The sequence below is a fragment of the Wolbachia endosymbiont (group A) of Sympetrum striolatum genome (genome assembly GCF_947250715.1).
Lineage (GTDB): Bacteria > Pseudomonadota > Alphaproteobacteria > Rickettsiales > Anaplasmataceae > Wolbachia.
This window is the reverse complement of the sequence record NZ_OX366342.1, coordinates 1,285,331-1,299,580: the sequence shown is the minus strand read 5'-3', so window position 1 is coordinate 1,299,580 and position 14,250 is coordinate 1,285,331. Positions and strand designations below refer to the sequence as shown.

13 protein-coding genes and 1 tRNA gene are annotated in these 14,250 nt (G+C 35.3%); 7 read left to right on the top strand and 7 right to left on the bottom strand.

Features of this window, described 5'->3' with window-relative positions:
• Nucleotides 1-10 precede the first annotated feature (10 nt).
• From OOK87_RS06335 to hscA, 3 genes are read left to right on the top strand one after another with little or no spacing between them, the layout of a single operon-like run.
• Nucleotides 11-415, top strand: a complete 405-nt coding sequence (locus tag OOK87_RS06335; RefSeq protein WP_264328899.1) for a HesB/IscA family protein — start codon at nt 11-13, stop codon at nt 413-415.
• Complete coding sequence (locus OOK87_RS06330; protein ID WP_253309542.1) at nt 408-866, top strand: iron-sulfur cluster co-chaperone HscB C-terminal domain-containing protein; 459 nt, start codon at nt 408-410, stop codon at nt 864-866. Before OOK87_RS06335 ends, OOK87_RS06330 begins: the two co-directional genes overlap by 8 nt.
• The gene (gene hscA, locus OOK87_RS06325; RefSeq protein ID WP_264688373.1) at nt 844-2,628 is read left to right on the top strand and encodes a Fe-S protein assembly chaperone HscA; all 1,785 of its coding nucleotides are present in this window, start codon (nt 844-846) and stop codon (nt 2,626-2,628) included. Before OOK87_RS06330 ends, hscA begins: the two co-directional genes overlap by 23 nt.
• Nucleotides 2,629-2,635: 7 nt before the next feature.
• Here the strand turns inward: hscA and lepB are convergent, their stop codons facing one another.
• Both lepB and OOK87_RS06315 read right to left on the bottom strand, forming a co-directional pair.
• Nucleotides 2,636-3,409 carry a signal peptidase I gene (gene lepB, locus OOK87_RS06320; RefSeq protein ID WP_264688503.1) on the bottom strand — a complete coding sequence of 258 codons (774 nt, stop codon included), beginning with the start codon at nt 3,407-3,409 and terminating at the stop codon, nt 2,636-2,638.
• Between the two features lie 94 nt (nt 3,410-3,503).
• Nucleotides 3,504-3,812, bottom strand: coding sequence for a hypothetical protein (locus OOK87_RS06315; protein ID WP_264688372.1), 309 nt, complete (start codon nt 3,810-3,812; stop codon nt 3,504-3,506).
• A gap of 80 nt (nt 3,813-3,892) precedes the next feature.
• On the opposite strand from OOK87_RS06315, the gene OOK87_RS06310 reads away from it, so the two are divergent.
• Nucleotides 3,893-5,080 (top strand): phosphoglycerate kinase, encoded by a 1,188-nt coding sequence (locus OOK87_RS06310; protein WP_264688371.1) that lies wholly within the window; start codon nt 3,893-3,895, stop codon nt 5,078-5,080.
• A gap of 58 nt (nt 5,081-5,138) precedes the next feature.
• Nucleotides 5,139-5,966, top strand: a complete 828-nt coding sequence (locus tag OOK87_RS06305) for an EndoU domain-containing protein (RefSeq protein WP_253309545.1) — start codon at nt 5,139-5,141, stop codon at nt 5,964-5,966.
• Nucleotides 5,967-6,143: 177 nt separating this feature from the next.
• Here the strand turns inward: OOK87_RS06305 and OOK87_RS06300 are convergent, their stop codons facing one another.
• From OOK87_RS06300 to OOK87_RS06285, 4 genes are read right to left on the bottom strand one after another with little or no spacing between them, the layout of a single operon-like run.
• Nucleotides 6,144-7,109, bottom strand: a complete 966-nt coding sequence (locus tag OOK87_RS06300) for an RluA family pseudouridine synthase (protein WP_253309973.1) — start codon at nt 7,107-7,109, stop codon at nt 6,144-6,146.
• Nucleotides 7,100-7,438, bottom strand: coding sequence for a hypothetical protein (locus tag OOK87_RS06295; RefSeq protein WP_264688370.1), 339 nt, complete (start codon nt 7,436-7,438; stop codon nt 7,100-7,102). The genes OOK87_RS06300 and OOK87_RS06295 overlap by 10 nt, the downstream gene beginning before the upstream one ends.
• Nucleotides 7,426-8,949, bottom strand: a complete 1,524-nt coding sequence (locus tag OOK87_RS06290; protein WP_264688369.1) for a hypothetical protein — start codon at nt 8,947-8,949, stop codon at nt 7,426-7,428. The genes OOK87_RS06295 and OOK87_RS06290 overlap by 13 nt, the downstream gene beginning before the upstream one ends.
• Nucleotides 8,950-8,983: 34 nt before the next feature.
• The gene (locus tag OOK87_RS06285; RefSeq protein ID WP_264688368.1) at nt 8,984-11,167 is read right to left on the bottom strand and encodes a ComEC/Rec2 family competence protein; all 2,184 of its coding nucleotides are present in this window, start codon (nt 11,165-11,167) and stop codon (nt 8,984-8,986) included.
• Nucleotides 11,168-11,226: 59 nt separating this feature from the next.
• On the opposite strand from OOK87_RS06285, the gene OOK87_RS06280 reads away from it, so the two are divergent.
• Nucleotides 11,227-11,303 (top strand) — tRNA-Met (locus tag OOK87_RS06280).
• Nucleotides 11,304-12,176: 873 nt separating this feature from the next.
• Here OOK87_RS06280 and OOK87_RS06275 read toward each other — a convergent pair.
• Nucleotides 12,177-13,199, bottom strand: coding sequence for a DNA-methyltransferase (locus OOK87_RS06275; protein WP_264688367.1), 1,023 nt, complete (start codon nt 13,197-13,199; stop codon nt 12,177-12,179).
• A 55-nt stretch (nt 13,200-13,254) separates the two neighbouring features.
• Here OOK87_RS06275 and OOK87_RS06270 point away from each other — a divergent pair, with 55 nt between their 5' ends.
• Nucleotides 13,255-13,974 carry a helix-turn-helix domain-containing protein gene (locus OOK87_RS06270; RefSeq protein ID WP_253309548.1) on the top strand — a complete coding sequence of 240 codons (720 nt, stop codon included), beginning with the start codon at nt 13,255-13,257 and terminating at the stop codon, nt 13,972-13,974.
• Nucleotides 13,975-14,250 lie beyond the last annotated feature (276 nt).

The following is a 14,250-nucleotide window of genomic DNA, read 5'->3' as shown; positions in this document are numbered from 1 at the left end:
GAACTAAAGCATGAGTGAATATCAAGGAGTAAACGCTATAAAGAAAGATAAAAAACTTATTACTATAACTGCGAAAGCAGTAGAAAGGATAAGGTATTTATTGGACCAAAAGAAGCATACTAACCTTGAGAAACCGGAAGAAGCAATAGGAATAAGAGTGCTAATTAAACAAAAAGGATGTTCTGGTTTAAAATATGATATTGAATATGCATATGATACTCGTCCTTTAGAGTCGATAATTGAGGAAAACTGCAGTGATGACCAAAAAGTTAAAGTGTTGATCGATCCAAAATCTGTCATGTTTATTCTTGGCTCTGAAATGGATTATGTAGAAGAAAAATTTTCATCGGGTTTTGTTTTCAAAAATCCTAATGAGAAAGGAAAATGTGGTTGTGGAGAGAGTTTTCATGTCTAGCAGCTATTTTACATTGTTTGAAATTGAACCAACTTTCAATATCAGCTTTGATGAGTTAGAGAAAAAATATATTGAGCTAAGCAGGACTGATATAAACGAAGGACAATCTAAAAATATAATTAATATTAACAAAGCTTATCAGGTGCTAAAGTCACCTCTAAAACGTGCCGAGCATTTGTTGAATCTTTTTGGTGTGGAAAGCCCAAAGGATCATCCAAATTCTGAAATATTAAATGAATCAATGGAAATAAGAGAATATTTGCTGGACTGCGATGATCTACAATTTGCAAGTAGGATGGTTGATGAAAAAATAAAAGATTGCGTTAAAAACCTAATTAACACTTTTGCTGTAAAGAATTTTGATGGAGCTGCTACACAAGTCTTAAGATTGAAATATTTATATAAGTCATTTGAGGAGGTGAAAAAGAATGCAACCAATTCAAATTTCTGAACCAAATTCAAGTGAAGTAGTGTTTGGTATAGATCTTGGCACTACTAACTCTTTAATTGCTATGGTAAATAAAGCTGGCAACGTGGAGATATTTAAAGATGAGCAGGGAAGAGAGCTACTGCCTTCTGTTATTTCGTATGAAAATAATACATTGAAAACTGGCTGTGACGTCGGTCAAAATGCAATCTACTCAATAAAGCGTTTAATGGGTGAAAGTGTTGAAGAATTAAATAAAGAAGGCCTCAATTTTGAAATAGATAACGAAAGTGAAAAAGTTATTAGAGTAAAATGCTCAGAGGAAAAGTATCTTACTCCTGTTGAGATTTCTGCTGAGATATTAAAAGCTTTATGCGAGAGGGTGAAAAAGTCTACAGGAATGGAAGTAAAAAAAGCAGTGATCACTGTGCCAGCTTACTTTGAAGATTCAGCACGTAACGCAACTAAATATGCAGCAAAATTAGCTGGCATAGAAGTTCTTCGTCTCGTTAATGAACCAACTGCTGCTGCACTTTCTTACTCCATTGAAAAGAACAACAGCAGCGGAATATATGCAGTTTACGACCTTGGTGGAGGAACATTTGATATTTCAATATTGAAATTACATCAAGGAGTGTTTCAAGTCCTTGCGGTTGGTGGTGATACCAAACTCGGCGGTGATGATTTTGATCATCTTCTGAGTTCAATTGTACTTGATAAGTATAGAGAAAAAGTAGGTTTAAACAAGGAGTCGACAACACACCTTAATGTCATTCCAACACATAACGCTGGAACCTGCAATATCCGTACCGCGAAAGAATACTTAAGTGAAAATGCATCAGGCACTTTTGGCTTTAACATTAACGGCAAGCCATTTGAATGTGAAATAACTAGAGAGAAGTTCGAACAGGCAATAAGTCCTTTAGTTAATAAGACTATCAATATAGTCACTCGTACTATAAGCGACATAGATCTTAAAATTGATGATATAAAAGGAACAATTTTAGTTGGTGGTGCAACTAGAACACCATTGGTTCAAAATTCACTAGTCAAGCTCTTTGGAAATAAAGTACTGAATGACGTGGATCCAGATAAAGCAGTTGTCATGGGAGCAGCTCTGCAGGCTCATGATTTAACTTCGAGCTCAAAAGATAGGAATATTCTCCTGGATGTTTTACCTTTATCACTTGGCATAGAAACTATGGGAGGCATAGTTGAAAAAATCATACCAAGAAATACACCACTACCAGTTTCAGAGATAAAAGAGTTTACAACTTATGTTGATGGGCAACCAGCAATGAAAATTCACGTTTGTCAGGGAGAACGTGAAATGATCGAGGATAACAAATCTCTAGCGCAGTTTGAACTAAAAGGTATACCGCCAATGCCTGCAGGTTCTGCAAGAGTTGAAATAGAATTTACAGTTAACGTTGACGGGATCTTGACTGTTACTGCAAGAGAAAAAACTACTGGAATTGAGCAGACAGTTAAAGTAAATTCAAGTTTTGGCTTGAGTGAAGCTGATGTTCAAAATATGGTTAACCAGTCAATAAACAGCTTTGATGAAGATATGAAGGCTCGTTCCCTTGCAGGTGCTAAAATTAATGGAAATAAACTCATACACTTGGTTGAAAACAATAATAACCTTTCCACTGATCAAAAGTTGAAAAACCTATTACAAAATGCAAAAAACGCTTTACAAGGCAATGACTTGAATGAAATTAACAACACTATCGCCGAGTTAGAAAATTCTTCTTTAGAGTTATGTGAATTAACAAATAGGTAGAAAAAGCTTACACAACCTTGTGCAATACCCTATTTAATCTCAAAGCAACGGGTAACCTGAAATTAAATGGTAACCAATCGACCTTCCCCAATTTAAACGATAAACCAACTATACTTACACGCCCAATGATATTTTCCATTGGTACAAAACCAACCTCAGGAAACCTGCTATCCAAAGAATTATTTCTATTGTCTCCCATAACAAAAAATTGATCGTTAGGTACATAATAAACCGTAGTGTTATATGATAGCTTATTAGAAATGTTATCTACCAAAATCTCATTAGAAATGTTATCTACCAAAATCTCATGCTCCTTGCCACTTAAAAGCGTTTCTATATATCTTGGTATGTTACGATTTGACTCATAATCAAAAAAATTTTCAATTTGCCTTCGCTCTACTTTCTGATCATTTAGGTATAATTCTCCCTCTATCATTTGCACTTTGTCGCCTGGTGTTCCTATTACTCGCTTAACAAATCGGATACTGTCGTTTCTTGTGGGTTTGAAAACTACTATGTCGCCACGCTTTGGAGGGGTATAAAAAATCCTGCCGCTAAAAATGTTTGGAGAAAATGGAAATGAGTGTTTACTGTAACCGTATGAATATTTACTAGTAAAAATGTAATCCCCTTCAAGTAGGGTGCTTTTCATTGAACCAGAAGGTATATGAAATGGCTCGAATAAAAAACTACGTATTGATAGCGCAATCAACAGTAAAAAAAACAATGAAGATAAAAATCTTCCCGTTCTTATCACCCAGTTTTTGCTTAGTTCTTCCAACTTTTCCAACTTTGTTTTTCTTATAGATTAAGCTTATTATAATACATAAATTAAAAAATGGTAATATGAAATTTTACTTGTGAATGTTATTCCTCTATTCAAAACAATTTTGAAAAGGCGGTTCATTTCTTTCAACGGTGTCATCCAAGTAGCGTGACACATAACTGTACGAACATTGCAATTTGCAGGTGGCAGATGAAAGTAGCTGACACTGAGATCCAGAAAAAAGAATGGTGTCATCCAAGTAGCTGACACTGGTTCCTGCAATCTCATCGAAAACGTTGTAACCACTTTCTATGCTAATTTGCTTGTAAGCAACCTGGATCCCAGTGTCGGCTACTTGGATGACACCATTATAGAGTGAACCAGTGTCAGCTACTTTCATGACACCATCTGGATGCAAATTTCCTTAAACGTTCGTAAACTTAAAACTTTACTTTAGGTCAAACTGCTGTATAGTGGCTTTATAGCTTTAGTTTTACAATGAATATACCTAGTATAGAAAATTGTGATCTTCACAATAAAACCGTCTTACTCAGAGTTGACTTCAATGTTCCTATAAAAGATGGAGAAATTCGTGACGTCACTCGTATTTTGAGAGCATTGCCTACTATTGAGTATTTAGTGAATGCAAGTGCAAAGATTATTATTATATCGCATTTCGGACGCCCAAAAGCCAGAGACAATAATCTGTCGCTAAAAAATGTAATTGACACTTTATCGCAGTTACTAAATAAAAAAGTGAAATTCATTGATGATTGCGTTGGTGAAAAAGTGCAAAAAGCAGTGAGTGCTATGGATGCAAGAGATATAATATTACTAGAGAATCTAAGATTTTATAAAGAGGAAGAGCAGAGTGACTCAAATTTTGCCAAACAACTAGCATCTCTAGCGGATATATATGTAAATGATGCATTTTCTTGCTCTCACAGAGCTCACGCTTCTATTTCACGCATTACAGAGTTTTTACCTTCCTACGAGGGATTTTGCTTACAAGATGAGCTAAAGTATCTTGAAAAAGCTGTATCGTTTAAAGCTAAACCTATTACTGCGATAGTTGGGGGAGCCAAAATGTCAACTAAGATAAAAATGCTTATAAAGCTAACAGAAAAGGTTGATTACCTAGTTCTCGGAGGTGCAATTGCTAATAATTTTTTGTTATTTAGCAAAGTAAATATAGGAAAATCTTTCTTTCAAAATGGTGTTGACGACCTTCTACATAATATTGTTGAAACAGCAAATAAAAACAATTGCAAAATAGTTGTGCCAGAAGACGTTCTGGTTGCAGTAAACTCTGATTACAGCACTAGTATTTCAAGAAGAACTGAGTCCATTTTGGACGGTGATATAATTTTGGATATCGGACCACAAACTTTGAGTACAATAAGCAGTATAATAGCAAGCAGTAAGACTCTGCTGTGGAATGGACCTATTGGTGTTTTTGAACATTCAGCTTTTGCAAGTGGTACAATAGGGGTAATGAAAGTCGTAAGTGACTTAACGCACAAAGGAAAGTTAACCAGCATAATAGGGGGAGGTGATAGTCTATCTGCAATAAGCGCTGCAGGCCTTACCGATAAGGATTTTACATATGTTTCCACTGGTGGAGGAGCGTTTTTAAGTTGGCTGGGTGGTGATGAAATGCCGGGAGTTGCTGCTCTGCAAAAATGATTAGATTAAAACTTTTTTAAATTGTTTCTTATAAGCTAGCTTTTTTGTGAACGTGATTATGTCGAAGACAGTTAAACTAATTTTGTGTTTAATAATACCAATAATAGGATTTATTTTTTATATTAAGGATCATTATTTTCACACCAGTTATGTAGAAGAAAATGTTAAGGTCAATTTTGAACCATTTTTCAGTTCACAACCAGGTTATATACCACCGTTTCCAGAATTAACTGACTTCGACAGAGGAGTGTTGAAAGTTTGTGGAGATTGGGGAGCACATCCAGATAAAGAAGATTTCAAAATTTTACTTAGTTGTCCGCAGCATCAAGAAGTAGTGAAAGGAATATATGATAAGCTTGATCATCAAGTGATTACGCCAGATGCGGATTTGGAGTTATTTAAAGATGAACTGGCTAACATTTGGTTTACAAATAGTGAAAGTGAAAAAGAAACTATAGGGTTTGGACATATTTTTTGTGGTGAGCCAAACGATAAATTAGGTGGTATGCATTTTGTAGGTAGATATGTTGAAGCTCAAGAAGATAAATGGGCAGGTGCAATTTGGAATGATAAGTCCCTATGCAATAAATCAGATATTAAGCCACCAGTTTATACATTTGGAATGAAATATTTGGGTAAGGATGGGGAAGTGAAAGTTAAATGCCCAAATGGATACGCATATAACCTTCATGCCGATGATATTTTAATTTCTGCAACTAAGGCGTTCAAGGAATTAGGAAAAGATGGAATGTGCCTATATGAAATGGAAGATGACAATTATCAATCAGTGTTTGTAAGAAAGAATGATGCTATACTCACGTTCTATCCCGACTTAACACCAAAATGTGATGATAAGAGTACTTATTGTAGCTGCAGTAAATCTTAATTTATTTCAGCCAAAGATATATATAGCTAAAGTGGCTTAGGTTTACCTACAATTTGAAAAACAAAAATTCGTCATCCCGCTGCTCGTTAGCGGGATCTAGAGATACCGCGAATGAATCGCGGTATGACGTAGGGAAACCTTTCTTGGGTTAGCTATACCAGCAATGATGCCGTTACTTCAAAAATCAGGTAAACCTTTCTTAGGTATATTTTCAAACTCACCAATTAAAGTTTTTATATCTTGCGGTAAATCAGAGACAAATTCCATGTATTCCTTACTTTTTGGGTGGTATAAGCCCAGTGTATAAGCATGTAGTGCTTGCCTATTGAAATTATGAATGAAACTAGAGTTTTTAGCATATTTTGTGCTTTTACTACTATTTTTTCCGTAAACTTGATCACCAACTATGGAATGTCCTATGTGGCTCATGTGGACTCGAATTTGGTGTGTTCTACCTGTCTCTAAAGTGCATTTAACCAGGCTTACTTGTCCTATAACTTTCTGCACTAAATAGTGAGTGATTGCTAATTTGCCTGTGATTTTTGTTACACACATCATTTCTTTATTACCACGCTTTGGAGCAATGTTAGTCTTTATCGTTCCTTGTTGAGTAGACAATGTTCCCCAAACTACTGCTAAGTATTCCCGCTTTACTTTACGATTTGATAACAACTCAGACAAAAAACTATGGGCTTCCTCATTTTTTGCAATTACCATCAGCCCACTGGTATCTTTATCGAGTCTATGAACAATTCTTGGTCTTACATCAAGGTGAGCGATAACTGCGTTCAAAAGCGTATCATTGTTTGTCCCAGCACCAGGGTGCACTGTTAATCCACTTTGTTTACTCAGAACTATAATGTCCTCATCTTCATAGACGATATCAAGTTTTATGTCATAATTAGGCTCAATTGATGTGGATATGTCAGGTTGAACGAGATGCACCACATACTCTTCACCTGGTTTTACTATGTGATCATTATTAATTATCGGTATGCCAAGTAATTTCACCTGCTCATTTTGTATCAATCTTTGAGCTTTACTGCGTGATATGTTGCACTTTTCAGCTACGTAGATATCTAGCCTTAATTTCTCCTTATCATTATTAACACTTAAGGTTATTACTGAGTGATCTATAGTGATTTACCCCGCGCCATTTCCCATGCTGCTTGAATATTTTGATTTACGAAATCAACTTTTGTACTAGGAAGATCACCTTGTTTTTTAATATGGCAAGTTGTTTGAGAGCCATCTTTCCAGTGAATTATTATCTTGTTATCAAAATCCCGTAGTGTTGCCTCAACCTTTTCTTCTTTATTATCTTTTTCTTCCAGCTTAATAGATTCTAATAAATAATATAGAAAGTCACTTGGTTTGCCGTTGATTTTTTCTTTCCATTCATCTGTTTTTTCTCGTTCAAATAAATCTTTTTTCAGCTGCCTTACTCTGTCTTGTTTTTCTAAGACTGCCATTTTTCTTGTAGCTTCTTCTCTTCATCTACTAATTGATCAGTATTATCTTCATTATCAGGCTCACTTGGTCGGTTGTGTTCTTCTAATAACTGTGTCTGTATCTCTTGATCTGCAGATTCATTAGTACTAGTTTGCATATCTTTATTTGCAGATCGATCAGTATTAGATTGACTACTGCTTCCTTGCCCATTTTGTTGAGGGTTGGGGTTATTAGGTGCGTTAGGTAATCTTTCATCTGCAAAAGTCGCTCCGGATAATCCCATACGGGCTCCAGGTTTAAGTCTAGATATTCTATCTTCTAAAGTCTCTGCTAGATTACTCAAGTTGTTTACTAAACTCATTACCTTTTCTACGTCCACTTCACTCAGTTTACCTTTTACGTCTCCGCTAACTTCTTTACACAGAACATCCACACTTTTACTAATATTTTTCAGGCAGTCAGTTATTTCTTTACTAGCAGTTGTTTTCACCTCATCCACATTTTTCTTTATATCTTTTTCTAATTTATCAAGTAAAGCTTTGAGATCCTTCCCTATACTGCCAAGCGTTTCTTTAATGTTAATATTTGCAGGCTTTAAAAGATCGTTCTTAAATAAACAGCAAATTTTATCAATAAAGTCAGTTAGGTGTCTATTAACTAATCTTCCCAATCGAGATATCGGATCATTCTCCTCTTCACTCTTAAATTTATTCTCCATTACTGATACAACACTACCTTTTCTCCATGGGAGTAAAATATCCACATTATCGAATTTTTTAACAATATTGCATGCGTTATTTACTTCATTACTTTTTAATTTACTCAATGCTATACATATTCCAACAATGAAGACAGCACTCACGAATGCAATGAAACCCCATTCTTCCCAACCATGAACATTGGCAAAGCTAAATTTATTTTGTATCAATGCACCAGCTACAATTAGACCGCTCAGCACATATGGCACAGTAAGCAAAATAACTTTATTTCTATTCTCTTGTCTTTTGTTTTCTAATATTTCTCCCTGTTTTTCAGAGATTGGTAAAATTATTGAAAAACCTTGCTTTTTATCGACCAAATCAGGAACAATTTCTATTGTTAATGCATTTTGAGCAATCTCATTTATTTCATCACTTTTTCCACCTCTAATCTTTATATCTATTGGGCTATCACCATCTTTTGATTTCTCATCTTTTATTTCTTGCTTGTATATATATCTTAGAGCAAGAGAGGTTAATAAAACTACTCCAAAAATAACAGAAACCAGAAAGTAAGTTGGCATTAATGTTGGGTTAAAAGTAGCAATAAAGCTTAAATCGTTAAGGGTTATTACCATTGCAGTTATGTAGGCTAGAGAAAATTGAAGCCAAGTGTTCACAACTGCTATAGGTAGGGTATTATTTACAGAATATTTTTTTGCTGCATGCCATGCTTTAGGGAGAAAACCAATGGCATCATTTATTCTGGCTACATTATGATCATGAGTTAGGTTGAGGTTTAAAGAATTTCCTTCTTGAGTACCTAAATACATAAATTTCCTTACATTTAAATTTAATTAATTATTGTTAACAACACTTTAAAATCAAGCTTTTTAACTTATGCCAAGGCCGGTTAGAGCGCACTTTATTAATCTTTACGTAACGATTTGTTAACCAAATTGAATGTGTGCCATATGTTTTTAGATTGGTGTATTTAATAGTTCTAGTATTACAAACTGAATAGTCGAATTCACTTAATTGAATTATTAAATCAACTTTATCAAAATTTTCTGAAATATCTTCTTTTTTATAAGCAAGCAGTACTGATTTATTATTTCCTTTATTATATATACAGCCATAATCGTTACACTTTAGTCTTTTATCTGGATTGCTATATTTTGTATGATTCAAAATTTGGTTCTGCCCATTTTGTTTCGCCCATGTTTTGACAACAAAGTTCCTATTTTTTCTGGTGAGAGAATATAGTAAGTTATCACTCTCCTTTGCAGCAACATTATCAGCATTTATTAGGATGTCGGGGGTTTTATATGCGGTGCTAAAGCAAATACCTAGTACAATAAAGAAAATTCCGAAGAAACGCCAATTTCTTTCCCACAAGCACAGCCACAATAAACCAAGTGTTATGATAATAATTGATGAGGCAGGAAAAGTACGAATGGGAATAACCAAATACTGAAGACTAGCGATTGCATTTGTTATATACAAGATACTGTCAATTGGGCGCTCTATAAATGACGCTATAATCCATTCAATACCTAAAGGAATCAATAAGACATAAATTATTCCAAGTGGAATAATAATTAATGTAACTATTGGTATAGCAACTAAATTTGTGATAATACCACTAATTGAAAAATAATTAAAATTGTATATCGTGTACGGAACAGTTGCTAAACTTGCTATTACTGAGCTGATCATTATCGACACAAAATATTTCATTATTTTTATTTTGAACAATTTATTAGCATTAATTTGATAACTGGCAACCAGTGCCAAAACCGCAGAAAATGACATCTGAAAGCCTGGCTTTAAAATTGCTTCTGGTTCTACTGAGAGTATCACTGCAGCAGCAAACGCAATTGCTATTAACCCTCGATATTTTCTCTCTATCATTATTGCAACGAGTACTAAAATCACCATGATGTAGGCACGCTGAGCAGAAATTTGCATACCGGTAATCAACAAATAAAACGTGGTTGGCAAGATAGTAAGGAATGCAGATATTTTCTTGGTGTTATACTTAAGAGTCAAAGTTTCAGATATTGCGAATAAATTACGAAACACTATAAAAAACAGGCCAGCAACAAATGATAAATGCAAACCAGATATGGCAAACAAATGTGCTATACCTGAATCTCTTATCGCATCCATAGTTTTTTGGTCTATTCCGTCCTTTTTGCCGATTAGTAATGCAGAAATTATGTCTGCATGTGGTTTTTTAATATTTTGCTGCAGGTTTTCATAAATGTATTGACGGAAAGATTCTATATATTCTTGAAATTTCCTTGCTTCAGCCTTTTTGTGCAAAGCTATTTTGCTTGTTGCAAAACCTGTTGCACTTATTTTCTGATAATATGCTATTCTTGCAAAATCATATGCATGCTCCGAGGGCGCAATCTTTAGAGGGAAGAGTTTTGCTGATAATTTTACTTGATCGCCTATTTTAATGCCTTTTTCCACTTTGGTTCTAACTGATATTCTGATGTTATCTAGAGCTCTATCCGGTGTCATTCCAGCGCGTAACGCTGGAATCCATATCTTTTTTTTCTGGATCCCAGTATCAAGTACTGGGATGACAAAAGGGGGTGCTGGGATGACAGGAGAGGATTTTGAGATAGTAGAGACAGAAAGCAGAAATTGTTTGTATGAGCCCCTGTGATTAATGTCCTTCACTGTGGCAATTATATCTTTTACGTATCTCTCTTTATCAAGAATTTGAGTATCAACTAAAGCTGTTCTTAATTTACTAGCTGTAAATCCTATGAGCACTGCAATTAAAGCAATGCATAGTATTGTGTACCTTTTGTGCAGTATCGCAATCAGAGTTAGTGTAGGTGGAAGCAAAAGAAAAATAGATATAGTGAAAATGCAGCTTGGTTCAAAACTTAGGGAAAAATAGGTTAAAATCCCTACACACTGACACACAGGAAACCACAGTATCAAGTTATATTTTTCATTACGTAGGTTATGACGTATATAGCTAACTATTATGTCAAAAAAAGTTAATAAATATACTAATATACGACCCATAGCGGATTTTATCCTTGTATATCCTATAATTGCAAGTATAATAGCTAAATAAACAACGACGCGGGATGGAGCAGCTCGGTAGCTCGTCAGGCTCATAACCTGAAGGCCGTAGGTTCAAATCCTACTCCCGCAACCATTTTCCAACTGTGCGAATATTGTGGTTTCAGGTAGAAACTACTTGACAAATTCCCCCAGTCCCCTTATCATAATACTGAAGGTATTCAGTTATCTTCATCTGTGCAGATTAAACAGCAAAAAACAACGTAGTTGGCGTCTTATTTTTAATTTTTTGCACTATGTGCACCTTATGTCTTCACAACATTTCTGGGTTTTTACCTACACAAGCTGAAACGCGCTTATAAGTCGTTTAAGAAAGTATAGAACGCCGATTTGCAGGATTAGAGAGTGACAACTAGCTAACACGGGATTTCTTTGCCTTTTTTTTCTGCTTAGTAAGTTTCTTAAACATTTAAGATAAGGTGAGTTGCACTTAAAAGCAGCTAAATTGCAGTGTTTAAGACTTAAAAAACGCCAATACAGAAAATAGACAGTGACTAGGGCTTCTTTTGCCTTTTTTTTTATTTGGTAAATTTCTTAATGTTTGTAGCTAAAGTAATTTAGGCCTACCGACAACCGTCATCCCTGTAAAGGTCAAGTATCCCGCTACTTGTTAGCGGATGAGATACCGCGAATGAATCGCGGTATGACGGTCTGCTGCTTGTTAGCGGCTAAGAGATACCGCGGCGGTATGACGGTTCGTGGCGGTATATTCGTCATCCCGCTACTTGTTAGCGGGATCTATGTTAAGAGATACCGCGGCGGTATGACGTAGGGCTGCTGTCATTCCAGTGCTCCTTTTTTTGTCATCCGAGTAGCCCCTTTTTTGTCATCCCAGTGTCACGCACTGGCATTTGTTGTAAACTCACTTTTACTCTATGGTTATCTTTTTATACTACCTTGTCTACCTTATTTTGCCGCTCCGCTGAACGGATACGAACAAAGAGCATAACTAAACTACTAATGACTGCTGAGTGAACTTAGGATCCAATACAGACTGCTTAGCCTTTAACACTTGCTCTTCACCATGAACAATGCGTTGATAAATAGTTTCTTTTGAGCATTCTTTTTTTAAGAACCTAAAAGCAGATGCAGCAAGATATTCTCTATTTTCTTCAAATGCTAACCAGTAACGGTCTTCTTGCTCACATACAAAACCTGTTGTGTTAGAACCAGCAAAAATATCTAAAACAACATCTCCTGGTTGTGTTAGAAACTGAATAAAAAATTGAGGTAATTTAGCAGGGAATCGAGCTGGATGCTCTTTTACACCTAGTTCCTTACATGCAGCAAGATACTGGCTGTTAGATTCTGAATTGGGAATCTGCAAAAGATTTGATGGAATAGCTCCTCCATTATCTTTACCAAAGCTACTACCAATATTATGTCCTGATGGTCGTTCTTTTGGAGTATAATAAGCCTTTGGGTTCTCGATAAGTTTTTTCATGCGGCCACTGTATTCCACTAGCACCTTTGTGACATCTGCTTTAGGCCACTCAGTTTTGCTGAACCACCATACTGTATTAACAGAATCTTTTGCTCTGATTTTTCTCTTATTTACCCATTCAATTGGACTTGGCAATTTAGAAGGATTATACCAATAGAAATCTTCTGCAAGGAAGAAGCCTATGTCATCACAGAAATGTATAAGCACTCTAAAATTATATAAACTTCTGGATGGCACGCCTTTTTCATAAGCCCCACCTAAATCAAGTACAAAACTGCCTGTATCTTTGAGTTTGCTATGTACTAATTTTGCAAATCGACTAAGCCAGGCAACATATTCGGCTTGGGATTCATTTCCGTATTCTTTTTTTCTTTGCAAAGCAAACGGTGGACTGGTTATTACGAGGTCTAAGCTATTGTCTGGTAATTGTGGCAATAGGTTAAGAGAGTCTCCACAATATGCAGCTCCCCTATCTGTAATATATGTGGGTTTACTATTAAATTTAAATTTTTCCAATATGTGCACCATATGAAAGATACTTATAGTCTGTAGACTTATAATTGTCAACTATTATCTTACAAAGATGACAAAAATAAAAAAACAATCTTTGCGGTTACTTCTTTCCCAGAATATACGAAAGATAAGAAATATAAAAGGGCTTTCCCAAGAAACTCTTGCTGATTTATGTGAATTACACAGAACATATATAGGCTCCGTTGAACGTGGTGAGAGAAATATCTCTATAGATAATGTTGAGCGCATAGCAGATGCCCTTGGTGTTGAACCTACTGCACTTCTAAATCAGGATCAAGACAGAAAATGTCTGAAAGATATATTTCCTCATATACGGAAGTATCAGGAGTTTGCTGTTAAGCATGGTATAAATGATATCTTTCAGGATAACGGCGGAAAAATCCTACAAGTCTTATTACTAACTGGACTCACTATTCTTCCAGCACGCGAGGGAAATGATGTCATTGATGAGTATGGTAATGAATATGAGCTTAAATCAGTAAATGCTCTTCTTACAAAAAGCTTTTCTACTCATCATCATATGAATCCTACAATAATTGCAAAATACCGAAAGGTGGATTGGGTATTTGCTATTTATGAAGGAATAGAGCTAAAAGAAATATATAAATTAACGCCGCAAGACCTTGAACCATATTATATTACATGGGAAAAGAAATGGCATGATACTGGTGGTAAAGACATCAATAATCCCAAAATTCCTTTAAAATACGTCAGAGATAAAGGTAAGCTTCTTTATCATTGTGATGAAAGAGTATGTGACCGCCACTAACTTCCTCCATCCCAGGTTGATTTTAAATTGTCCGGAATGCTGAAAACCCTAACATTTAACTCTTTTTTTGATAAACTTGTTTATTTGCTGTTTATTAAAATTTTCACTTCAAAATTTAACCTCACCAAAAGTATAAGAAGCCTGTCCAATGAAAAATTCTTAACCTTCTATAACTAACCCAAGAAAGGTTTCCCTACGTGTCATACCGCCAAGGATAGATTCCGCTAACAAGTAGCGGAATGACGAATTTGTTGTTTTTCAAATTATCGGTAAACC

Bases quoted from the DNA above. Each gene is read 5' to 3' on its own strand.
- OOK87_RS06290 (WP_264688369.1), bottom strand. From the start codon at position 8,949: ATGTATTTAGGTACTCAAGAAGGAAATTCTTTAAACCTCAACCTAACT.
- hscA (WP_264688373.1), top strand. From the start codon at position 844: ATGCAACCAATTCAAATTTCTGAACCAAATTCAAGTGAAGTAGTGTTT.
- OOK87_RS06335 (WP_264328899.1), top strand. From the start codon at position 11: ATGAGTGAATATCAAGGAGTAAACGCTATAAAGAAAGATAAAAAACTT.
- OOK87_RS06310 (WP_264688371.1), top strand. From the start codon at position 3,893: ATGAATATACCTAGTATAGAAAATTGTGATCTTCACAATAAAACCGTC.
- OOK87_RS06305 (WP_253309545.1), top strand. From the start codon at position 5,139: ATGTCGAAGACAGTTAAACTAATTTTGTGTTTAATAATACCAATAATA.
- OOK87_RS06330 (WP_253309542.1), top strand. From the start codon at position 408: ATGTCTAGCAGCTATTTTACATTGTTTGAAATTGAACCAACTTTCAAT.
- OOK87_RS06275 (WP_264688367.1), bottom strand. From the start codon at position 13,199: ATGGTGCACATATTGGAAAAATTTAAATTTAATAGTAAACCCACATAT.
- OOK87_RS06285 (WP_264688368.1), bottom strand. From the start codon at position 11,167: ATGGGTCGTATATTAGTATATTTATTAACTTTTTTTGACATAATAGTT.
- OOK87_RS06270 (WP_253309548.1), top strand. From the start codon at position 13,255: ATGACAAAAATAAAAAAACAATCTTTGCGGTTACTTCTTTCCCAGAAT.
- OOK87_RS06295 (WP_264688370.1), bottom strand. From the start codon at position 7,438: ATGGCAGTCTTAGAAAAACAAGACAGAGTAAGGCAGCTGAAAAAAGAT.